Source organism: uncultured Erythrobacter sp., assembly GCF_947492365.1.
Classification (GTDB): domain Bacteria; phylum Pseudomonadota; class Alphaproteobacteria; order Sphingomonadales; family Sphingomonadaceae; genus Erythrobacter.
This window is the reverse complement of record NZ_CANLMB010000001.1, coordinates 1,227,469-1,249,985: the sequence shown is the minus strand read 5'-3', so window position 1 is coordinate 1,249,985 and position 22,517 is coordinate 1,227,469. Positions and strand designations below refer to the sequence as shown.

At 62.3% G+C, this 22,517-nt stretch carries 17 protein-coding genes; 6 read left to right on the top strand and 11 right to left on the bottom strand.

The features are described from left to right. Window positions 1-44 precede the first annotated feature (44 nt). The 8 genes from Q0887_RS06040 to Q0887_RS06005 form a co-directional block, all read right to left on the bottom strand. The gene (locus tag Q0887_RS06040) at window positions 45-2,861 is read right to left on the bottom strand and encodes a 2-oxoglutarate dehydrogenase E1 component (protein WP_299193179.1); all 2,817 of its coding nucleotides are present in this window, start codon (window positions 2,859-2,861) and stop codon (window positions 45-47) included. Window positions 2,862-2,921: 60 nt separating this feature from the next. Beyond that, window positions 2,922-3,812: a succinate--CoA ligase subunit alpha gene (sucD, locus tag Q0887_RS06035; RefSeq protein WP_299193177.1), complete on the bottom strand. Its 891-nt coding sequence runs from the start codon at window positions 3,810-3,812 to the stop codon at window positions 2,922-2,924. Between the two features lie 30 nt (window positions 3,813-3,842). Then, window positions 3,843-4,307, bottom strand: coding sequence for a hypothetical protein (locus tag Q0887_RS06030; RefSeq protein ID WP_299193175.1), 465 nt, complete (start codon window positions 4,305-4,307; stop codon window positions 3,843-3,845). A gap of 43 nt (window positions 4,308-4,350) precedes the next feature. Further along, window positions 4,351-4,878 carry a hypothetical protein gene (locus Q0887_RS06025; RefSeq protein ID WP_299193173.1) on the bottom strand — a complete coding sequence of 176 codons (528 nt, stop codon included), beginning with the start codon at window positions 4,876-4,878 and terminating at the stop codon, window positions 4,351-4,353. Window positions 4,879-4,890: 12 nt separating this feature from the next. Next, entirely contained in the window at window positions 4,891-5,865 is a 975-nt protein-coding gene (gene mdh, locus Q0887_RS06020) for a malate dehydrogenase (protein WP_299193171.1), read from the bottom strand. A gap of 292 nt (window positions 5,866-6,157) precedes the next feature. Further along, a complete protein-coding gene (locus Q0887_RS06015; protein ID WP_299193169.1) occupies window positions 6,158-8,191 on the bottom strand; it encodes an EAL domain-containing protein in 2,034 nt (677 codons plus the stop codon). Window positions 8,192-8,440: 249 nt separating this feature from the next. Then, window positions 8,441-8,845, bottom strand: a complete 405-nt coding sequence (locus tag Q0887_RS06010; protein WP_299193168.1) for a hypothetical protein — start codon at window positions 8,843-8,845, stop codon at window positions 8,441-8,443. A 189-nt stretch (window positions 8,846-9,034) separates the two neighbouring features. Then, window positions 9,035-10,339 carry a cell wall hydrolase gene (locus Q0887_RS06005; protein ID WP_299193166.1) on the bottom strand — a complete coding sequence of 435 codons (1,305 nt, stop codon included), beginning with the start codon at window positions 10,337-10,339 and terminating at the stop codon, window positions 9,035-9,037. Window positions 10,340-10,543: 204 nt separating this feature from the next. On the opposite strand from Q0887_RS06005, the gene Q0887_RS06000 reads away from it, so the two are divergent. The 5 genes from Q0887_RS06000 (at window position 10,544) to uvrA (ending at window position 18,514) form a co-directional block, all read left to right on the top strand. Continuing rightward, window positions 10,544-11,329, top strand: a complete 786-nt coding sequence (locus Q0887_RS06000) for an ABC transporter substrate-binding protein (protein WP_299193164.1) — start codon at window positions 10,544-10,546, stop codon at window positions 11,327-11,329. After that, window positions 11,326-12,297 carry an iron ABC transporter permease gene (locus tag Q0887_RS05995; protein WP_299193162.1) on the top strand — a complete coding sequence of 324 codons (972 nt, stop codon included), beginning with the start codon at window positions 11,326-11,328 and terminating at the stop codon, window positions 12,295-12,297. Before Q0887_RS06000 ends, Q0887_RS05995 begins: the two co-directional genes overlap by 4 nt. Further along, on the top strand, window positions 12,294-13,043 hold the full coding sequence (locus Q0887_RS05990) for an ABC transporter ATP-binding protein (protein ID WP_299193161.1): 750 nt from the start codon (window positions 12,294-12,296) through the stop codon (window positions 13,041-13,043). The genes Q0887_RS05995 and Q0887_RS05990 overlap by 4 nt, the downstream gene beginning before the upstream one ends. Window positions 13,044-13,940: 897 nt before the next feature. Then, window positions 13,941-15,473 carry a TIR domain-containing protein gene (locus tag Q0887_RS05985; protein WP_299193160.1) on the top strand — a complete coding sequence of 511 codons (1,533 nt, stop codon included), beginning with the start codon at window positions 13,941-13,943 and terminating at the stop codon, window positions 15,471-15,473. Between the two features lie 128 nt (window positions 15,474-15,601). After that, complete coding sequence (uvrA, locus tag Q0887_RS05980; RefSeq protein ID WP_299193158.1) at window positions 15,602-18,514, top strand: excinuclease ABC subunit UvrA; 2,913 nt, start codon at window positions 15,602-15,604, stop codon at window positions 18,512-18,514. A 73-nt stretch (window positions 18,515-18,587) separates the two neighbouring features. Here uvrA and Q0887_RS05975 read toward each other — a convergent pair whose 3' ends face one another. The 3 genes from Q0887_RS05975 to Q0887_RS05965 all read right to left on the bottom strand — a co-directional run bounded on the left by Q0887_RS05975 (window position 18,588) and on the right by Q0887_RS05965 (window position 21,121). Continuing rightward, complete coding sequence (locus Q0887_RS05975; protein WP_299193157.1) at window positions 18,588-19,013, bottom strand: response regulator; 426 nt, start codon at window positions 19,011-19,013, stop codon at window positions 18,588-18,590. Further along, window positions 19,006-20,139 carry a PAS domain-containing sensor histidine kinase gene (locus tag Q0887_RS05970; RefSeq protein ID WP_299193155.1) on the bottom strand — a complete coding sequence of 378 codons (1,134 nt, stop codon included), beginning with the start codon at window positions 20,137-20,139 and terminating at the stop codon, window positions 19,006-19,008. The genes Q0887_RS05975 and Q0887_RS05970 overlap by 8 nt, the downstream gene beginning before the upstream one ends. A 157-nt stretch (window positions 20,140-20,296) precedes the next feature. Next, a complete protein-coding gene (locus Q0887_RS05965; protein WP_299193154.1) occupies window positions 20,297-21,121 on the bottom strand; it encodes a hypothetical protein in 825 nt (274 codons plus the stop codon). Window positions 21,122-21,623: 502 nt separating this feature from the next. Here Q0887_RS05965 and Q0887_RS05960 point away from each other — a divergent pair. Further along, complete coding sequence (locus Q0887_RS05960; RefSeq protein ID WP_299193153.1) at window positions 21,624-22,514, top strand: hypothetical protein; 891 nt, start codon at window positions 21,624-21,626, stop codon at window positions 22,512-22,514. The last annotated feature ends 3 nt before the right edge of the window (window positions 22,515-22,517 follow it).

Here is a 22,517-nt window from a genome sequence, read left to right as displayed (position 1 = left end):
CGTATTTCCTCAAACCGTCGTGGTTTCTTTGGGCTGAACTTGGATTACTTCTTGAGACGGAGAGCATCGGCGACCAAAGCCGCCTGTTGCTCGGCATGTCGTTTGGCGAGGCCGGTTGCGGGCGAAGCCGCAGCGGCGCGGCCCGCATAGGCAGGGCGCATACCGTCATGCCCGGCTGCCGTCAGCGCGTCCTCGATCTGGTTCTGCACGAAGAACCATGCGCCGTTATTCTTTGGCTCTTCCTGACACCAGATGACGTCCTGCAGATTTGACATGCGCTTAAGCCGCACAGCCAGCGGATCGCCTGGGAAGGGATAGAGCTGCTCGATCCGCACGATCGAAACGTCTTTCAGCCCCTCTTCCTCGCGGCGTTCGTAGAGGTCGTAATAGACCTTGCCCGAACACAGGACCAAACGCTTGACCTTCTTGTCGTCGATCTCGGTCATGTCGGATTTGATCCGCTTGAATTGCCAGTCGCCCTGGAATTCCTCGCGCGGGCTCTTGGCGAGCGGATGACGCAGCAGGCTCTTGGGCGTCATGATGACAAGCGGCTTGCGAAATGTGCGCAGCATCTGGCGGCGAAGAACGTGGAAATAGTTCGCCGGAGTGGTGATGTTGCAGACCTGGATATTGTCCTGCGCGCACAATTGCAGGAACCGTTCAAGCCGCGCGCTGGAATGCTCCGGCCCCTGACCTTCATAGCCGTGCGGGAGCAGCATCACGAGGCCGTTTGCGCGCAGCCACTTGGCTTCGCCAGCCGCGATATACTGGTCGATCATGATCTGCGCGCCATTGGCGAAGTCGCCGAATTGCGCCTCCCACAGGACCAGCGATTTGGGATCGGCCATCGCAAAACCGTATTCGAACCCGAGCACGCCATATTCCGAAAGCGTGCTGTCATAGACCTCGAACTTGCCGTGGGGCAGGGTGGTCAGCGGGATGTATTTATCCTCGGTGTTCTGATCGACCCAGACGGCGTGGCGCTGCGAGAAAGTGCCGCGGCCCGAATCCTGCCCCGACAGGCGCACCCCGTAACCTTCCATCACGAGGCTGCCAAAGGCGAGCGCTTCGGCGGTGGCCCAGTCAAAGCCTTCGCCGCTTTCGAACATCGCAGCTTTGGCTTTGAGCACCCGGCCCAGCGTCTTGTGGATGGTCACATCATCAGGAACTTCGGTCAGCACACGGCCGAGCGAGTCGAACATTTTCGGCTCGATCGCGGTTTCGATATTGCGCCGCGCGGTCTCATCATCGGCAGGCTTATTAAGGCCCGCCCAGCGACCGCCGAACCAGTCGGCTTCATTGGCCGAATAGCTCTTGGCCGCTGCGAATTCCTCTTCGAGATGCGCGGCAAATTCCGCCGCGACGCTTTCGCGGTGGCCTTCGTCGATCACGCCTTCCGCGATCAGGCGCTCTTCGTAAACGCGGCTGACCTTGGGGTGTTTGCCGATCACGCCATACATCAGCGGCTGGGTGAATTTGGGCTCGTCGCCTTCATTGTGGCCAAAGCGGCGATAGCACCACATGTCGATCACAACATCGCGCGCGAATTTCTGGCGGTACTCGATAGCGAGCTTGCAGGCGAAGGTCACCGCTTCGGGATCGTCGCCATTGACGTGGAGGATCGGCGCCATGACACCCTTCGCCACATCGCTGGGATAGGGCGAATTGCGCGCAAAGCGGGGCGAGGTGGTGAAGCCGATCTGGTTGTTGATGATGAAGTGGATGCAGCCGCCAGTGTCATAACCGTTGACGCCGGACAGGCTCAGGCTTTCCCACACCACGCCTTGGCCCGCAAAGGCTGCATCGCCGTGGATCAGGACGGGCAGAACCTGCTTCTTGTTTTCCAGATCGTCGCGGATTGCCTGCTGTGCGCGGCTTTTGCCAAGCACAACGGGATCAACCGTCTCAAGGTGCGAAGGGTTTGGCACAAGGCTCATGTGAACCGAGATGCCGTCAAATTCGCGGTCGGTGCTGGTGCCGAGGTGATATTTCACATCGCCCGATCCGCCGACATCTTCGGGATTGGCCGTGCCGCCCGAAAATTCGTGGAAGATCACTTTGTATGGCTTGGCCATAACGTTTGCGAGGACGTTGAGGCGCCCGCGGTGAGCCATGCCGTAGATGATCTCGCGCACGCCGCCTTGGCTGCCTTGCTTGATGACAGCTTCCAGAGCGGGGATCATGCTTTCGCCGCCATCGAGGCCGAAACGCTTGGTCCCGACATATTTCTTGCCGAGGAATTCCTCGTAGCCTTCACCGCGCAACACGGCGGCGAGGATCGCCTTTTTGCCTTCGGGTGAGAACTGGATCGTTTCGCCGGGGCTTTCGAACTTGTCCTGCAGGAAACGCCGCTCTTCGGTGTCGGCGATGTGCATGTATTCAAGGCCGACCTTGCCGCAATAGACCTCGCGCAGGCGGGCATAAAGCTCGCCCACAGTGGTCCATTCCAGACCGAGCACGCCGCCGACATAGACCTCTTCGGCTTCCTTGCCTTCGAGCCCGTGGAAGGCGAGGGTGAGGTCTTCGGGATCGCCGCGCTTGCTCGAAACCCCCAGCGGATCAAGGTCAGCACCCAGATGCCCGCGCACACGGTAAAGCCGCACCAGCGTCATCGCTGCGATGGAGAGGCTCGCCGCTTTCTCGATCGCCTTGGGATCGGCGGACTTGCCAGCAGCTTTCGCAGCTTTGCCTACAGCGTCCTTCGCCTCGAGCATCATCTGCGTCGGATCCATCGCGCCGGTCAGATCCGCTCCGGAATCGCTGACCTGGTCAAGCCACGCAGGATTGCCCCAGGACGGACCGGGTTGCGGACCTTCCTGATCGGTCATCTGCGGGAGGAGTTTGCCTTGTTCTTTACCCATGGGGGTCTCCGGGGAGGGAGGGAGTTGGTCCCCGCCAACGCGGCGGGGACGCACATTGGTTTACGCCAGCTCTTTCAGCATCGCGTCGAGCGTGGTGCCGAGTTCGCTGGGCGAGGGCGAGACGCGGATGCCGGCATCTTCCATCGCTGCAATCTTGTCGTCAGCGCCGCCTTTGCCGCCCGAGACAATCGCGCCGGCATGGCCCATGCGGCGACCCGGAGGCGCGGTGCGGCCTGCGATAAAGCCGACGGTCGGCTTCGATCGGCCCTTGGCAGCTTCTGCCTTCAAGAATTCAGCGGCTTCTTCTTCTGCCGAGCCGCCGATTTCGCCGATCATAATCATCGATTTGGTTTCAGGATCGTCGAGGAACAGGTCGAGCACGTCGATAAAGTTGGTGCCGTTGACCGGATCGCCGCCAATGCCGACAGCGGTGGTCTGGCCAAGGCCGACCATCGTAGTCTGGTGCACAGCCTCGTAAGTGAGCGTGCCCGAGCGGCTGACAACGCCGACGCTGCCCTTCTTGAAGATCGAGCCCGGCATAATGCCGATCTTGCACTCGTCCGGCGTCAGAACGCCGGGGCAGTTCGGGCCGATCAGGCGCGATTTCGAGCCGGTCAGCGCAGCCTTTGCGCGCACCATGTCGAGCACCGGAATGCCTTCGGTGATGCAGATGATCAGCTCGATCTCGGCATCAATCGCCTCGCAAATCGCGTCTGCGGCAAAGGGCGGGGGAACGTAGATGCAGCTCGCCGTCGCGCCGGTCGCCGCCTTGGCTTCGCGCACGGTGTTGAACTGCGGCACGCCAACATGCGTGGTGCCGCCTTTACCCGGCGTCACACCTGCGACCATCTGCGAGCCGTAAGCAATCGCCTGCTCGGTGTGGAACGTGCCGGTATTGCCGGTCATCCCTTGGGTGATGACCTTGGTGTCTTTGTTTACGAGAATGGACATTCGTATCTCCGTCTTGGGAATTCGTTTTAATCAGTTGGCTCCGAGCCACACGCCGCGCTCGTAGATATTGAGGCTGTATTCTCCGCTCTGCTGGAGAGCGTTGGTGCGCGCGCAAAGGGCGAAATGCTCGCGTGCGCCAGCGAGGAATTGGTCGGGGTCAAACTCGGTGCGGTTGGGATCGTTCTGGCTTGCGACTGCCAGTTCAAAACATGTGCGCGCAAGGTCGAGGTTTTCGTCCGCATCCACTTCTGGCCCCTCGAGCGCGGCATAGCTGCGCACCAGCCGCGTGCGGTTCTGCGCGCGCCAATCGATGCAAGCGTGCACCTCGCGCCCATCGGCGAGCGTGAACAGGCGCGTATCACGGCAATAGAGCCGCTGCTCCTGCGCCACATCGCTCGCAAACACCTCGGCCACCTCCTGCCGGTCCACCTCGCGCGAGGAAGCGGGCGCGGCAAGCGCACCTGCAACCACAAGCGAGGCGATCAAAATGCGCATCAGACTTGCGTGATGACCTTGGTGTCTTTGTTTACGAGGATGCTCACTTGTCTCTCCGGAAAATGTCCCACCACCGGCGCTTGGGTGGTTCGGGCTCTGGCATGTATTTGCTCAGATCACCTGTTTGAAAGTCAGCAGAAATTTGACGCCACTGGCCTTGCGAGGGTTCGCGTAGTTCATGACCGGGGAAGTAGATTTCACCATCGCCTTCATCGCCGCTGACGTCATAGAAGCCAACCTGATGCTCGACAGCCAGTCGACGCACGGTGTCGTATGCTGCTTCGGCCGCTTGCCAGCGAAAGTCGGCATAGATTGCTGAGGGGCCAATCGCATAGCCCGTTGCGCGATCTCCGACCTCCTCAACTTTGTCATCGTCGAAGTCATCGCCGTTGTAGTCGGGATACTCCCCAACGATCGCCTGATACCAGTTGCGAAGGTTGTCAGAACAAACGCTAGGATCGTTGAAAATGTCAGAGTCATCTTCGAACGGACTTTGCTGATACCATTCCAAGAACGCCGCTCGCTCGCGCGGCGCGCTCTCAGGATCGAAGACCATGAGGTCGTAACTCATAACGAATGCTTCCTAAGCAAGGCTGCTATCCAGTCCCTTGCACGCTTCGAGCAGTTCCTCGACCGCGTCGGTGCTGACCTTGAGGTTGGACTTCTCTTCGTCGGAAAGTTCGATCTCGACCACATCCTCGCAGCCGCCTGCGCCGATCACTGTCGGGACGCCGACATAGAGTCCGTCGAGGCCGTATTTGCCCTGCACATAGCTCGCGCAAGGCAGGATGCGCTTCTGGTCGCCGAGATAGGCTTCGGCCATGCTGATCGCGCTGGTTGCAGGCGCATAGTAAGCCGAGCCGTTGCCGAGCAGGCCGACGATCTCGCCGCCGCCCTTGCGGGTGCGGTCAACGATTTCGTCGAGACGCGAAGCCGGAACGCCCTTGATCTTGGCGTAGTCGTCAACCGGAATGCCGTTGATCGTGGTGTAGCTCTTCACCGGAACCATCGTGTCGCCGTGTCCGCCCAGCACGAATGCGTTGACGTCCTTGACCGAGCAGCCGAATTCCCATGCGAGGAAGGTTGCAAAGCGCGCGCTGTCGAGCACGCCGGCCATGCCGACCACCTTGTTATGGGGGAGGCCGGAAAATTCGCGCAGCGCCCAGACCATCGCGTCGAGCGGGTTGGTGATGCAGATCACGAAAGCGTCGGGGCAGTTGTTCTTGATGCCTTCGCCGACCGACTTCATCACTTTGAGGTTGATGCCGAGCAGGTCATCGCGGCTCATGCCGGGCTTGCGCGGAACGCCTGCGGTGACGATCACGACGTCGCTGCCAGCGATATCGGCGTAATCGTTCGATCCGGTGATCTTCGCGTCGAAGCCCTCGATCGGGCCGCATTGCGACAGGTCGAGCGCTTTGCCTTGCGGCATGCCCTCTGCAATGTCGAACAGGACGATGTCGCCCATTTCCTTCTTCGCGGCGAGGTGGGCGAGCGTGCCGCCGATCATGCCGGAGCCGATCAAGGCGATCTTGTTGCGTCCTGCGCTTTGGGCCATGAGGGGTAAGTCCTTCCCTAAAACAATGGGGACGGGGATTTGACGTAAAGGCGTTACCGGCATTCGTCCCATTGGCCGGGCACCTGCATATGACGGCGGCGTAGGCCCGCAAAAAGCCTATTGCAACCGTCAAAACCCTCAATCTTACAAGAATGTTTGCAAACAGTTCGCAGTTGCAATAAGAGCTATGGACTTCAAGCGGAATGCTCACGCAAGGCGAGGGCCGGACGCAGCAACATCGATGGTGGTGGGAAAGCGGCGTTAGAACGCCAAAGCGATCAGGTCGCCGCGATCAGGCAGACGCTGCGCGCAGATCCTGTTCGCGTTCCTGCGCCAGCAGCATTGCGGCGAGGTAATCGGGCACAGCGCGGCTGAAGTAATAGCCCTGACCGAGGTTGCAGCCTGCATCGCGCACGGCTTGGACCTGTTCGATTTCTTCCAGACCCTCTGCCACGATGTCCATGCCCAGCGTGTTGCCCATCTCGGCCACAGCGCGGATGATCGCATCGCTCTTCTTGCCGACCTGCGCGCCCGAAACGAAGGAGCGGTCGACCTTGATCTTGGAGAAGGGGAACTTGTTGATATAGCCGAGCGAGGAATAGCCCGTGCCGAAATCGTCGAGCGCGAAACGCACACCCATCTCCGACAGTTCCTCGATAAAGGCTGCGGTGGAGTGGTTGTCCTCGATAAACAGGCTCTCGGTCACTTCAAGTTCGAGCCTGCGCGGATCGAGGCCTGCTTCGCGCAAAGCGTTCTTGATGCCAAGCGCCGCACCCGGTGCGCGGATTTGCAGCGGCGAGAGATTGACCGCGACGGTGACGTCTTCGGGCCAGGTCGCGGCAATGCGCGCGGCCTGTGCGGTGATCCAGTTGCCGAGCGTGACGATAACGCCGGTTTCCTCGGCAACCGGAATGAATTCGTCGGGACGCAGCTCGCCCTTTTCCGGGTGGAACCAGCGCACCAGAGCTTCGAACGTCTTGATCCGGCCCGTCTCGAGGTCGACAATCGGCTGGAAGAAGATCGACAGCTCATCGCGCTGGATTGCGGCGCGCAGCTCGTCCTCGATCTCGCGGCGGCGAACAAGGTCGCGGGTCATCGAGCTGTCAAAGAAGCAAGTCTGCGAACGGCCACCGACCTTGGCGTGATAGAGCGCAAGGTCGGCGCTTTGCATCAAAGTATCGGCATCGGTGCCGTTGTCGGGCAGCAATGCCACGCCGAGCGAAGCGCGCACTTCCAGCCGCTCGCCATCGATGCGGAATGGCCGCATGATTTCGGCATGGATCTCACTGGCGAGCCGTGCGGCATCCTTGCTGTCGCTGATCGGGCAGAAGACGATAAATTCATCGCCGCCGAAGCGTGCAACAGTCCCAGCCTCGGGCGCTACCTCGCGCAGCCGCTTTGCAACCTCGCTCAGCACCCGGTCGCCGACCGGATGGCCGAGCAGGTCGTTCACTTCCTTGAACCGGTCAAGGTCGACCCAGATCAGCGCCAGACGGCTGTCTTCATCGACCCCCATCATGGTTTCGACCATGGCGTGGTTGAGGCCTGCGCGATTGGCGAGGCCGGTTACAACGTCAGTGCGCGCAAGCACCTGCATCTTGTCCGCCAGCCTCGCGCTGGTTTCCGCCGAGGCGATGGAGTCGCGCAAGACGGTGAAAATATTGCCCGCAATCGAGATCATCGCCGGGATCAGAAGAATGATCGTAATGCCCAGCACGATAAAGCCCGCGCCGCCCGCCCAGAACGCCGCGAGTGCAATCGGAAGACAGGTCAGCGCCAACTGGCCGATGGCGATCGTCGGTCGCCCGGCATTTCGCGCAGACACACCGATCCCGTAACCCAGCGCATTGGCTACCATCAGCACTTCGACTTGCGTCTGGGTGCCGATCAGAATGGTGAAGGCTGCGGTGCAGCCCAGCGCCAGCGCATAGCTGAACGCGCCGACTTCATAGACCAGTTCGAGCACCGCGGTGGAGGTGTTCTCGCTGTCAGGCGACAGGCCCAACGCGGCGACAACGCGCGCGACACCGATAATCGTCAGGATGACCGCGGCGACATAGAGTTCGGGAAGTTCGGCAATCCATGCCGATACCGAAGCCGCCGCAACCGTGCAGAGCGCGCCGATAGCGAGGCTGGAGGGCTGTGCGTAAAGCGTCGTGACCAGAATACGCCGGACCCGCTCGGACAGCTGGTCCGCGCGTTCACGCTTCGCCGCGCCCGGCGGCGAGCCGGGCTCCGGGCCAGCACCGGAATTCGGCGAAGCGCTCTGCGTAGAGCCTCCGCGAATCCGCGTGCGAAGCGGTTTGAGTAGGTTGATCACTCCCATGGTCAGCCTGCACTAGCTGAAAGTGGTCAATCTGAGGTTAACGGCATACTTACCGCTAATGCTCGGGAGAATTGCGTAGGTTACGGACGGGCGCGCGGGCTTCGCTAACGTGTGGCCCATGGAGCTTTACCTAGGGGTTGAAGCCTAGGCCGAGCGCCCGCGTTAACCATGTGATTCGCAGCCTAAAGGCGGTCTAATCGGGCCGCTCAATCAGGCCCTTCAATCAGGCCCCGCGATCAGGCCCTTAAATCAGGCGGGCGAAGTGCCGTTGGCATTATCGGGTAAAAGCTGGGCTGCCTGAGCCGCCATACGCCGGTCGAGTGTGCGGGTGATGCCCAGCCACCAATTATAGGCCTGCCGGTCGCCGGTGAAGAATGCATTTTCCGCCTGCGCCCGTGCCTCGCGTGCCGCGCCAAGGCCGTGCTCGGCAAAGTGGCGCAGGGCCGCGCGCAGCATCTGGTCATTGGCTACGCTGTCGCGGGTGAACTCTGCATTGTCATTGGCCGCTTTTTCAGCCGCGCGCGATGCCAGCGCTTTGGCAATCGGCGCGCAGACGGGGTTGCCGGTGAAGAAGCCGCCCCGGTAGGCGGGAACACCATTGGAGTGTGCCCGAGTATCAGCGGCGCCATCAGTGGGTGCAGAATGCTGCGGCATAAAGATGTGCATTTCCGTTCTTGCTGCGCAGCTTTGCGGGAGGTTTGGGCCGGGCGGGTTTGCCGGCTTTCCCGTCAAGGTTTGCGCATGTTCAGCGATTGGGATGCGCTGTTAGAACGGTGCTCGCTAAGGCTTGGTGTGAAGCTAAGGTTTAGAGCGCGTTAACCTGTGCGATTTTGCGCGAAGAACTCAGGGCTGAGGAGCGGGTGGCGGCGGTGCGGGTGCGGCTTGCGCGCGCTCTTCAGCCATGGCGCGCTCTTCGGCTTCCATTGCTGCGCGCGCTTCATCGCTGCGCCATTGTCCGGCGCGGGCATAGTCTTCGCGCACTTGTCCTGCTCCGGTCAGAGCCGGGTCGGCGAGAACGGGCGCGGGGACCGGATTTGCCGAGGGTGCAGCGCTCCGATTGGCATTGCCGCCGCGCTGGCCAAACGGTGCCGCGCGGGCTGGTGCGGATTGCGCATCGGGCAGAGCCGGCATGGTGAAATCCGACACGCTATCAATCGGGGCAGCGGTGCTGCGTCCGCTCACACCGGGCTCGAAACCGGCATAGGAACGGCCAAAGGCGCTGGCATCACCCGCCGCGCCGCGCGTGCGGTAGAAACGGTGCGCGCCGATGGTCCCGACATGGTCGAGGCTCGAAGCCCAATACGGGTTTACCCAGAGCGTGTGGTAGTGGGTCGCATGGCCGATCGGCTGGTAGACGCTGCCTGCCAAAGCCTCGCTCGCAATCCGCTGAGCGCGCGCCCATGTCGCGCCGCCCGCGCGCCGCGCAAGGCTGCCATCGCAGGTGAAGCTGAACTGGCAGCCGGTCGAGCGGTTCGAGCCTTGATAGACCACCCCGCACACGCTGCCCGGCCAGCTCGAATGCGACACGCGGTTGAGCACGACTTGCGCAACCGCGCGCTGGCCCGCTTCGCTTTCGCTCGCCGCCTCGTACCAGATCGCCTGCGCCAGACAGTCCTGCGCGCGGGTGTGATTGATACCGGTCCCGCTGAAGAAGGGACGCGCGGCAGGGCCTGCGTCGATCAGTTGACCCAGCTCGCGTCCGGACTCCGCACCAGTATCCGTGGCGTCAAAGGTCGGCAGTGCGACCAGCGCCTCGTCAGATGGCGGATCGGCGAGGAAGAAGAAGGCGGAACCGGGAAAGCTCATCCCCGGCCGTTCAAACGGCATGGCCGGATTCTCGGCAAGCTGCTGCGCCAGTCTGGCGCTGACCAGTTCAGCCTCGGTCGGAGCGCTGCCGGGTAGCGCGCCGAAATCGCCGGGAGCCGCCATCGCAGGCACAGCGATGGCCGCGAGCAGCACCGCGATCCGTTTGCGCATCGTGCGCTTGCCGATTGGCGCGGGTTTGGCCTCGTCCCAGCGGCCATTGCCCCAACGCGCTTCCTGCGCAGGCGCATTGGCGTCGGGCAGGTGGATCACCTGCGGCGGCTCACGCCTGCCAATTGCCGTGCCATTTGCCATTGCGGCGAAGAGAGATTTGATCGGGTTCATAATCGCGCTCCAGCGCGTAGCTTCAGGAAGGCGGTCGGGCGAGGGCGTCGATGCCCCGTGTCCCGAAAACAAACAGGCTGCGCAAATTCGTTAACAGCGCCTCCTTCGCACCGCAGCGCTTGCCCGATTGTGCGCGCAAAGCTACGCGCTTTGGCGGATATGGGCAGAGCTTCGAACAGTGCGGTTGTGATGGGCCTGGCGGCAATGCTTGCTTCATGCGGCACGCCTGATGCCGAGGCACCTGCGGGCGATGCGCCGACCTTTGTCAGCCTCAACCCCTGCCTCGACGCGATCATCGCCGAAGTTGCCGCGCCCGAACTGGTGCTAGCACTGTCGCATTACAGCCGCGATCCGGCGGCCTCTTCGATGGATGTGGAGCTAGCCGCGCGCTTTGGCGTGACCGGCGGCACGGCCGAAGAAGTGATCGCGCTCCAGCCCGACATAGTGCTCGCGGGGAGCTTCATCGCGCCCGCCACCCGCGCCGCTCTTGAAGCGGCAGGACTGCGGGTTGAGACTTTCGGCAGTCCCAACAATGCCGCCGAGAGCATCGAACAGATCGAGCGTCTTGCTGCACTTACCGGCGAGCCGCAGCGCGCCACGCATCTTATCGCGATGATCGCGCAAGACCCGCCGCAGTCCGAGCACGCGTTTGCGGCGCTCCTGTGGCAGCCGGGCGAGATCGTCGCAGGCGCAAACTCGCTGGTCCATGAACATATGCAGTGGGCCGGATTGTCGAGCCAGTCGGAGGCGCTGGGGCTGGGGCAAGCGGACCGCGTGTCTATCGAGCGGATCCTCAGCAATCCACCCGAAATCCTGCTGATCGCAGGCGACGGGCCGGGACAGCGTCATCCCGCTTTGCAGGAGCTGGAGGGGACCTATGTAGCGAGCTTCGAGCCTTCGCTGTTCTATTGCGCGGGGCCGTCAATTCCGGCGGCGCGCGCGCGGTTGACCTCGATAGTTGAGGAAGCCGCGCGGGAGCTTGGGCAATGATCCGCGCCAGCCTGTTCTTCGCTGCCATTCTGGCGGTTCTCTTGCCGCTGTCGCTGCTCGCCGGGCGCGTGTGGATCGATCCTGCGACCACACCCAACGCCGCGCTGATCCTGATGGAGCTGCGCCTGCCGCGCGCCGTGCTGGCGATTGTCATCGGCGCAGGGCTGGGGGCAGCGGGTGCGGCGATGCAGGGCTATCTGCGCAACCCGCTTGCCGACCCCGGCCTGTTCGGCATCGCGCCGATGGCGGCGCTTGGAGCAGTGGCGAGTTTCTGGGTTGGCGCAGCTGCGTGGGGAGTATGGGGCGTCCCCGTCTTCGCGCTTGCCGGAGCGGCTTTGGGCATGACGCTCCTCGCCTTGATCGCCGGTCGCACGCCGTCAGGCGCGGGCGGAGGGATCGCGCTGTTCACGCTCGCCGGTCTGATGATCGCCAGCCTTGCCGGCGCGCTCACCGCCCTTGCGATCACCATGGCCCCCAGCGCCTTTGCGATGAGCCAGATTGTGATGTGGCTCAATGGCGCGCTGACCGACCGCAGCTGGACCGAAGTGTGGATCGCCGCGCCGCTGACGATAGCAGGCATCGCGGTGCTGGCCTTGGCCGCACGCAGCCTCGACGCGTTGACGCTCGGAGAGGACGCCGCGCGCTCGCTTGGCATCAATCCGTCGCGGCTCTTGTGGCTGCTGGTGGTCGGCGTTGGGCTGACCGTGGGATCGGGCGTCGCGGTGGCGGGGATCATCGGCTTTGTCGGGCTGATCGTCCCGCATCTGGTGCGCCCGCTGACCAACCGCCTGCCAAGCTCGCTGCTGCTGCCCAGCGCGCTTGCGGGAGCCTGCCTCGTACTCGCCGCAGACAGTGCGGTGCGCGTGCTGCCCTTTGTCACCGAACTGCGCCTCGGCATTGCGCTGTCGCTGATCGGCGCGCCGTTCTTCCTGCATTTGCTGCTCAGGATGCGGGGAGGACGGTTATGAGCCTTGCTTGCACCGACCTTTCGATCACACGCGGCAGCAGGCTCGCGCTGGAGAGCGTTTCGACTTCGCTCGAAGCGGGCCAGATCACCGCGATTGTCGGCCCCAATGGCGCGGGCAAAAGCACGCTGCTGATGGGCCTTGCGGGATTGCTCGCACCGGCTGCGGGCAGTGTTTCGCTGGGGGGTGAGAGCCTTGCTGCGATCGCTCCGCGTGAGCGCGCAATGCAAATCGGCTACCTCCCGCAAGCGGCAGAGGTGGCATGGGATGTCGCAGTGGAAAATCTCGTCGCGCTGGGCCGGATGCCGCATCGTGATCGGGGAACCGAGCCGGTCGAAGCGGCCATCGACATCATGGATCTGGGCAATTTGCGCAAGCGCCCCGCCAGCCGCTTGTCCGGCGGCGAGAAGTCGCGCGCTCTGCTCGCCAGAGTGCTGGCCGGAGAGCCCGACTGGATACTCGCCGACGAGCCGCTTGCCGCGCTCGATCTGGGCCATCAGATCACTTTGATCGACCACCTCAAATCCTGCGCCGCGGCGGGGACCGGCGTGGTCATCGTGCTCCACGATCTTGCCATGGCGATGAACCATGCAGACCGAGTTCTGGTGCTGAGAGAAGGGCGGCTGGTCGCCGATGCACCGCCAGCCACTGCGCTGTCACATGAGGTGATAGCGAATGGCTGGGGCGTCGATGCAGTCTGGCTTGGGGAACCGGGTCGGCAGGCGCTTGTCGCAAACGGTCGCGATTGACAGGTGCATTGCCCACCGTGCCCCCGCACAACCCGCTCCCACCGACCCGACGCGACGGGTTAGGGTGCGCCGCGCATCTCCTCGAGACATCGGGTCGAGTCCCAAGGTGCGACCCGAAGGGAACAAAGCCGAAGACTTGCAAAGAGAAGCTTCGTCTCGCCGATTTTGCGTAGTTCTACGACTTCATATTTTCTGTAGGGCGGTTGATTGAGGTATTAATGTCAAAAATCAATAGGTTAGAGTGGTTGACGCGCGCTAGGTTAGCCGCGTTTTGCTGACAAGGGCGATGGTTTTAATGGCGAAATGGGCGCGGAATGAGGGTGAATTGGCCTCCGAGCCAATGCGGATAGCGCGATCCGAGAGGGCTTGCGCTGGTCGAACGGGGCGGGGATAGTCTGGGTTATGGCAGTTGAGATTACATCCGCAAATGACCTTGAGGAGTGGCTTCAAGACAAGCCCACTGAATGGGCACAGGTTTTAGCGGCGCGATGTGCCTTACGGGTATTACCAATCGCTACTGACCCACTTCAATGGGTGGACGAACTACCCGATCAAGGATTGACGAAAAATATCTTTAGGGCAATCGCTCTATCAGCAGGTGCCTTCAATGTTGCCCCCCATTTCTCGGTTGCGGACGCAGCCTACTCTGCTGATTATTATGTCTCCGCATCTACCGCCTACCCTCTTTACCCGGCTTACCCGGGGCATGCCGCCGATGCTGCTTTTGCCTCAGTTGCTTCTGCTGCGTCTGCCATTAAACAGCATTCTGATGTTGCCTTTGACGCCACTGATGCAGCTCACAACGCAGCCGAATCTGCCTTCACCTCAGCTTATACTGCCAACGCTGCCGCCGCCTCCGTTTCCGCCTACGCTACCGCTTCTAGCTACTCTTGGTCGGTGGTATCCAAGGAGTGTGAACTCTTAGAAAAGGGCAAGCCTGCGCAGAGCCTTCTGGGTGAGCCACTTTGGCCTCAGCGGCCCGATTGGTTCAATAGACGTTGGCCAAAAGCTGCCGCTTGGCTCTCTCGAACAGAGCACGGTTTCGAGATTTGGCGTGAATGGTACTACGGGCGCCTTGAAGGCCTACCTCACGCCTTCAAGGGTTTCACCGATAAGGCGGACGTCGCTTTCTACCAATGGCTGATCGAACGCGACAACGAGTGGTGGGGCCGCGAAGACATAGCCGCGATCAACGCCGAAATCGCCGCCAAGGTCGATGAGCTGCGCGAACTCCCCGAGCAGACTGATCCCAAGGTCGATTTCTTCATCAGCTATGCCAGCGAAGACGAAGCGGCGGCGCGCGAAGTGGCCGACGTGCTCGACGATCTCGGCAAGTCCTACATCGTCCAGTATCGCGATTTTCCGCAGCAGAACTGGGTCAATGCGATGGATGATGCAATGGCGCGCTCGGACCGGTTGATCCCGCTCTATTCGCGCCACTACATTTCCTCCGATCATTGCAAGACCGAGTGGAACCACTTCTACAAGATGGACCCATCTGCGGCGCAGAGGCGGATCGTCGCTTTCCGGCTGGATGGCGCCGATCTGATGCCGATCATGGATCAGGTGGTTTACAAAGACATGGTGGCGATCCCGCGCGCTGAACGCGCCAGGGTGATCCGCGACTGGATCGGATGGGAACCGCCCGCGCTGACGCAAGAGAATGTCGCCAAGACCGTCACCACCCATCTCGACCCCGGCGTGGTGGAAGGCGGCGATGGCAAGCTCGACATCACTCCCGACCCGGTCATCAACGACCCCGAAGTGCCAGCCGAACTGGCGCGGGCGATGGATGAGGTGCGCATGATGCTCGATCTGGTGCGCCGCTCGCAGCGCAACCTGTCGAGCATGATGCAGGGCACGCTCATTCTCTATGACGACCATTTTACCGAGCGCGGCAAGGATTCAAGCTGGGGCGGGCTGGACCGCTATATGGCGATCATCATCGACGGCTTGCCCGCCATGTCGAGCGCCGAATTGGGCGACGAGAAAGCCGCGCTCGGGCAGCTGATTGCCGCGCACAAGGCGTGCATGGCGGCGCTCCGGAATGTCGATGAGCAGATGCGCGAGCTGGCCAATGTGCCGCTCCCCCATGCCGACCAGACGGCGATTGCCGACCTTGTCGAGAAGCTCAAGAACATGGCGGCGCTGGCCAAAGATCTGGAAGTGACGAGCGGGCAGTACGATGCTGCGGCTCAGGAGCTGGTTGATCTTGGGCGCGATTTCGCATTTGAAGCGGGCGCGCCGGATGCTGATGAAAAACCGTCCACCGCCCGGCATCGCTTTCTGCGTTATGTCGGCGGGTTCGGCATTGCGACGCTCACAGTGCTCGGGTCGATCGCCTCGATCAGGATGGCACCCGAAGCGCAGCCTTTGCTGTTGGCGGGCCGGGAGCTGGTTGAAGCGTTCTTCCGCATGGTCGGCGTCTAGGCGCGCAGGTAAATCCACCTTTACCCATTGCAATTGCCCCACCGCGCCAACCATATCGTGGACATACAGCGCCGCGCCCATCTGCGCCCCTTGACCAACCCGAACATTTCCGGAACAAACCCGCTCCTATGTTGACCAAAATCTCAGTTCGTGGTGCGCGTGAGCACAATCTCAAGGGCATCGACATTGATCTGCCGCGCGATGCTTTGATTGTCGTTACGGGGCTGTCGGGGAGCGGCAAGTCGAGCCTTGCCTTCGACACCATTTATGCCGAGGGGCAGCGGCGTTATGTCGAGAGCCTGAGCGCCTATGCGCGCCAGTTCCTCGAGATGATGCAGAAGCCCGATGTCGAGCATATTGACGGGCTCTCGCCTGCTATCTCGATCGAGCAGAAGACCACCAGCCGCAATCCGCGCTCGACCGTGGCGACCGTCACCGAGATTTACGACTATATGCGCCTGCTCTGGGCGAGGGTGGGCGTGCCGTACTCGCCTGCCACCGGAGAGCCGATCACCGCGCAGAGCGTCAGCCAGATGGTCGACCGCGTGATGGAACTGCCCGAGGGGACGCGCGCCTATCTGCTCGCTCCCGTAGTGCGCGGCCGGAAGGGTGAATACCGCAAGGAGCTGGCTGAGTGGCAGAAGGCCGGCTTCACCCGCGTGCGGATCGACGGCGAGCTTTACGGCATCGAAGACGCGCCCGCACTCGACAAGAAGTACAAGCACGACATCGAAGTGGTGGTGGACCGGCTCGCGGTGAAGACAGGGTTGGAGACGCGGCTTGCGGACTCGTTCGAGACGGCGCTGAAGCTCGCAGACGGCCTCGCCTATGTCGATCTCGCCGATGGCGTGGTCCCCGGGCGTGAAGACGAGGCTGAGGGCGGCGGCGCGATGAAAGGCGCAGGCCTGCCCGCCAACCGCATCGTCTTCTCCGAGAAGTTCGCCTGCCCCGTCAGCGGCTTCACCATCGAGGAAATCGAACCGCGGCTCTTCTCCTTCAACTCACCCCAAGGCGCGTGTCCGACCTGCGACGGGATTGGCGAAAAGCAGCTCTTTGACGAGCAGCTGGTGGTGCCCAATGAAGCGCTCACTCTCAAACAGGGTGCCATCGCGCCATGGGCCAAGTCCAACCCTCCTTCGCCCTATTACATGCAGGTTCTGACCAGCCTCGCGCGGGCCTATGATTTCGACATCACCACGCCGTGGAAGGATCTGGAGCCGGATCAGCGCATGATCATCCTGCACGGCACAGGCGGGATGCCGGTGCAGCTGACCTTCAAGGACGGGCGCAAGGAATACACGGTCAATAAGCCGTTCGAGGGCGTGATCGGGAACCTCAACCGCCGCATGATGCAGACCGAAAGCGCGTGGATGCAGGAGGAGCTGGGCAAGTTCCAGACCGCGCAGCCGTGCGAGACCTGCGGGGGCAAGCGCCTCAATGAAAAGTCGCTCGCGGTGAAGGTCGCGGGGACCGACATTGCCGTGCCGGTGACGATGAGCGTGTCGGATGCGAAGGAGTGGTTCCTGGCGCTCGACGACAAGCTGACCGACCAGCAATCGCAGATCGCCCGCGCGATCCTGAAAGAGATCAATGAGCGGCTGGGCTTCCTCGACAATGTCGGGCTGGACTACCTCAATCTGGATCGGACTTCGGGCACGTTGAGCGGAGGCGAGAGCCAGCGCATCCGGCTCGCCTCGCAGATCGGGAGCGGCCTTTCGGGCGTGCTCTATGTGCTCGACGAGCCCAGCATCGGCCTGCACCAGCGCGATAATGACCGGCTGCTGGAGACGCTCAAGCGGCTGCGAGATCTCGGCAATACGGTGATCGTGGTCGAGCATGACGAGGACGCGATCCGGCAGGCCGACCATATCGTCGATCTCGGCCCCGGCGCAGGTGTGCGCGGGGGCGAAGTGGTCGCGCAGGGCACGCTAAAGCAGATCATGAAGGCGAAGAGGTCGCTCACCGCCGACTACCTAACCGGGCGGCGCGAGATCGCTGTCCCGGCAGAGCGGCGCAAGGGCAACGGGCACCAGCTCACCGTCCACGGAGCGCAGGCGAACAATCTGCGCGATGTGACCGCGAGCATCCCCTTGGGCACCTTCACCTGCATCACCGGCGTCAGCGGGTCGGGCAAGTCGAGCTTCACCATCGACACGCTCTACGCCGCCGCCGCACGCACGCTCAACGGAGCGCGGGTGATCGCGGGCAAGCACGACAAGGTCACCGGCCTCGAATTCTGCGACAAGGTGATCGAGATCGACCAGTCGCCCATCGGCCGCACGCCGCGCTCCAACCCCGCGACCTATACCGGCGCCTTCACCAATATCCGCGACTGGTTCGCGGGCCTCCCCGAAAGCCAGGCGCGCGGATACAAGCCGGGCCGCTTCTCCTTCAACGTCAAAGGCGGGCGCTGCGAGCAATGCACCGGCGACGGCCTGATCAAGATCGAGATGCACTTCCTCCCCGACGTCTATGTCACCTGCGAGGAATGCGGCGGCAAACGCTACAACCGTGAGACGCTGGAGGTGAAGTTCAAGGGGCTGTCGATCGCTGACGTGCTCGACATGACGATCGAGGATGCGGAGGGCTTCTTCAAAGCGGTCCCCCCGATCCGCGACAAGATGCGAATGCTGAACGAAGTGGGGCTGGGCTACGTCAAGGTCGGCCAGCAGGCGACGACCCTGTCAGGCGGCGAAGCGCAGCGGGTAAAGCTGGCGAAGGAGCTGTCCAAACGCTCGACCGGCCAGACGCTCTACATCCTCGACGAGCCGACAACCGGCCTGCATTTCGAGGATGTGCGCAAGCTCTTGGAGGTGCTCCACCGCCTGGTCGAGCAAGGCAATTCGGTGGTGGTGATCGAGCACAATCTCGACGTGATCAAAACCGCCGACTGGATCCTGGACCTCGGGCCCGAAGGCGGCGTGCGCGGGGGCGAGGTCGTCGCGGCAGGCACGCCGGAGGATGTTGCGCAGGAACCGCGCTCATTCACGGGGCACTATCTGGAGCCTATGCTCAAGCGCCGGCAGGACGCTGCAGAATGAGGCGAGCGCAACGCTAAGCGCGGCTCTGCGCGGGAGGCAGGGAACAACGGCCACCGCGCAGAGCGCTATCCTTCTAGGCTGGCAGGATCACCGTCGAGGCGTAGGATTTCAGCAGATCGGTCACATTGCACATATGCCGGCCCACGCGCGACTTTGTGATATAGCCCGCAACGCCGAAATCATAGGCGCGGCTCAGATCTTCCTCAGCCTCTGAGGTGGAGAAGATAAACACGACATTCCGGCGCAATTCCGGGTCCTCGCGCATCTCTTCGAGAAATTCGAACCCGTTCATTCGCGGCATGTTGAGATCGAGAAAGATCATCAGCGGCTTGGTGCATGGTTGAGGGCCTCTTCCGCGCAGAACTTCGAGGCCCGCCATGCCGTCTTCGGCGGCTAGAACCTGCAAATCGGGCAAGTCCTTGCGCAGCGCGCGCGCAACCATTTCGGCTGAGATATCATCATCGTCGATGATCAGGATCTTGGGGCTGGGTTCATGCATCGAGATTTGTCCTTGTGAAACGAGGCCATGAAACACGGAAACAGGCGCCTCTTTCGGCGCTGTGGGGTACGAGTTCGAGGTGCCCGCCGTGCCCGGTCGCCAGGCGCTGTGCGACCGCCAGACCGAGGCCCTCTCCCTTGCGCTCGGAAGATTTGAGTGTCTGGAACAACCTGAAGACGCGCTCTCTGGCATTGTCGGGAATGCCCGGCCCGTCATCGCTCACCTCGATCAGGCAGGTATTGCCCGAATAGCTGGCATTGACGCTGATCGTCCCGACCTCCTTGTCATGATGTTTGACCGCGTTTGAAATGAGGTTGCGAATGACCGTGGTGAGTGGGGTGCGCGCGCCTACAAAGCTTTCGTCAGGCACCTCGAAATTAACGGAAAAACCCACCGGAAGGTCTTCAAGACTGACGATTTCGGAAATCAGATCCTTGAGGTTGATCTCCTCGACCTCCACCGCGCGGCGGCCTGCGCGCGCATAGGTCAGCAGGTCGTCGATCATCCGCTCGACCGCGTGCACCCGCTTGTCCATCCGGTCGAGGTTCTTTTGCATCGCATCGTGCTGCCCCTCGGCCATATCCTCGCGCACAAATTCGATCAGGTTCGATATGCCGCGGATCGGCGAGCGCAGATCGTGGCTGGCGACATAGGTGAATTCTTCGAGCTGCGAATTGGCCTCGCGCAGGCGCAGTTCAAAGCGCTGGCGTTCAGTGATGTCGATAATCGCCGCGCAGGTCATCTGGCCGTGGCTTGTCTCGACCCGGCTCAGCCCGATCTCCAGCGGAAACTCGACCCCGTCGCGGCGCAATCCGGTGAGATCGCGTCCGCGGCCCATCGCGCGGGCCGAAGGATCACTCGCATAGCCTTCGCGCTTTTGCACATGGTCGGTGCGGTAACGGGCGGGCAGAAGCTTTTCGATTTTCTCGCCGATGAGTTCTTCGCGTGGATAGCCGAACAACGATGAAAGGTGGTCGTTCGCCGCCGCAATCACCCCCTGATCATCGACCATCAGCATGCCATAGGGCGCATTTTCAAACACTGAGTGGAATGCATCCTCGCCAGCGGCGGATTGCATGATCCCGGCCGGTTTTCCTGCTGCCGGAGTGATAGGTGACTGCTTCATATCCGCCCTGCTTCCCGCCATTGGAGAAGAACAGGCCCTGCGCCTGTCCGCAGCCAAACATTTGACCGGCGACAACCAATTTGTCTGAAAGACGACCCTAGGGATTACTACTTTCACCCGTGGTTTCTGGCGCAAAGCCGCGTGACCACCAGCCCCCCTAGGCAGCCTCTTCCTCACCGCAACCCAGCAACTCCACAAACTTCTCCGCGTTGATCGCGACGTCGTCGGGGCCGATCTGGTCGAAGGGGTCTTCGAGGTGGTTCTGGATGTTGTCGAGGCCCGTCAGGATCACCGCGAAGAGCACCGGCATCACATAGGTCAGCACGGGCGCTTCATATTCGATTGCGCAAAAGGCAAAGAACGGCCCGTAGATCAGCGGGAGCAGGATGATGAACACGTCGCTGAACGCGCGCAGAGTGCGCGGGGTTCGGTATTGGTAGATGTGTTTGACGCTCTCGAACGCCACGATCATCTTCGACACATACTGGTTGCAGCGCGAGCATTCCCCGCTCGCCAGACCTTCTGCGCGCATCCGTTTCACAAAGCCGGAAATCTCCGAGAAGGCGGCGTAAACCGCGCGCTCGGTCTGCGGCATTTCGCTGCGGTCGCCCTTGAACATCGCGCGGCAGGCGGCGAGCAGATGTTCGAGCGCGCCCTCAATATGGCGCAGGCGTTGCTCTTTGGCGGCTTTGGCGTCATCATCCTCGCCATCGGGCAGCCAGTCGCGCGCGGCGAAATAGAGCGCGCGGCCATGCGCCTTGATCGTTCCGTAATCGTCCAGCGCAGCCTCGCGGCGTTTATAGGCGTGGCCGATGGAGAACACGATCGGGAAGATCACCGCGGTCGAGATGATCGTCAGCGGATAGTCGGCGATCAGGTTGAGCTTAAGGCTCGCCCAGGTCGAGATAATCGCCAGAATGACGATCAGCAGCGACTTTGTGTTGATGACCAGCCCGATGCGGCTGACGCGTTCCCAGAACATTCCGGTCCCCTGTGTGGTGGTGTTTGGGTGCGGATAGGGGAGGGGGTTTGATTTATGGTTAAGAGGGGGTGTTGTTGGGAGGATTGGTTTGACGGGGAATTGGATTGAAGGAGCCGGACCAAGGTTCCGCGCGGAGTTTTTGTTTTGCGCTCCCACCTCCGTGGGAGCGTCCTCGCTAGACGTCCTCCGCTTCGCTACGCACCCGCTGCGGACGGGCAGTCGCCCTTGCGGCGCTGCGCGCCGTGCTCCGCGACCAAGCCGATAGCTGGCACCAAGTACTAGGCGCGAGTTAGATGGCTTGGAATGGCTCGACGCCGCAGGCGTCGCTAGGCCGACCGGCCGCCCGGAGGGGTGGCCCCGCAGGGGTCGGGCCCCCGGAGGATAGCCAAGTGAGCGGACGCGAACGCCGGCGCTTGAGGCGCAACAAACAACTCCCCCATTTTCCTACACCGCCAGTTTCCTATAACTGACCCGGCTCCAAAGATTTACCCCGGAGCCCCCCATGAACTCACCCGCACACCCTGATCGCTCGGGCCAGAAGCCTGTCCAGTACATTCCCGCCGCCGAGGCTTTGCCGGCGCTGCTCGACCGCTTGCCGCCGGATGAGGCGCATGCGGCGCAGTTTCAGTTCACCCGCGAGCGGCAGCGGGCGTTTCTTGCGCGGCTTTCGGAATGCGGGGAGATGCGCGCGGCGGCCAAGCATTGCGCTGTCTCGCACCAGACCGCCTACCGGCTGCGCCGCGCCTGTCCGGTGTTTCGGCGCGCCTGTGAGGCGGCTCTGGTGGTTGCACGCCAGCACGCCGAGGATGCACTGGCCACCCGCGCGATGCATGGGGTTGAGGAAGAGGTCTATTACCACGGCGAGGTGATCGCAACGCGGCGGAGGTTCGACTCGCGCCTCTTGCTGGCTCATCTGGCGCGGCTCGACCGGCTAGCGGAGCGCGGCGACGTGGCGGCGCTGGCGGAGGATTTCGACGCGCTGCTGGATGCGATGGCCAAGGAGGATGAAGGGGCCGTGCAGGTGCTGACCGACCGGGCGGCTATGCAGGTTGACGGGGCGGCCGAAAGCCAGCCGGAACCGGCGCAGAAAACTTCCTCAGGACCGTGTAACATGCGGTCCATGTCGCCTGCCGAAGACGGTGTGGAAGAGCCGGATCAGAAGGGCGAGGGGGGTGATGGCGAAGCGCTGCCCGAGCTAGAGCGGCGGCTTCAGGCGATGGAGGCCGCGCGGCCTGTCAGTGCGACCCCGCTGAGGGACTTTGCCAGCCCTGACGACGCGGAAATGCTGCAACTCTTCGCCTTCGAGAACGGCGCGGAGCAATGGTGGGAGATCGGCGAGCTTGCCGACCTGCCCGAGGCCCTGATCGAGCGCATTGGGCCGGAGTGGCGCTGAATG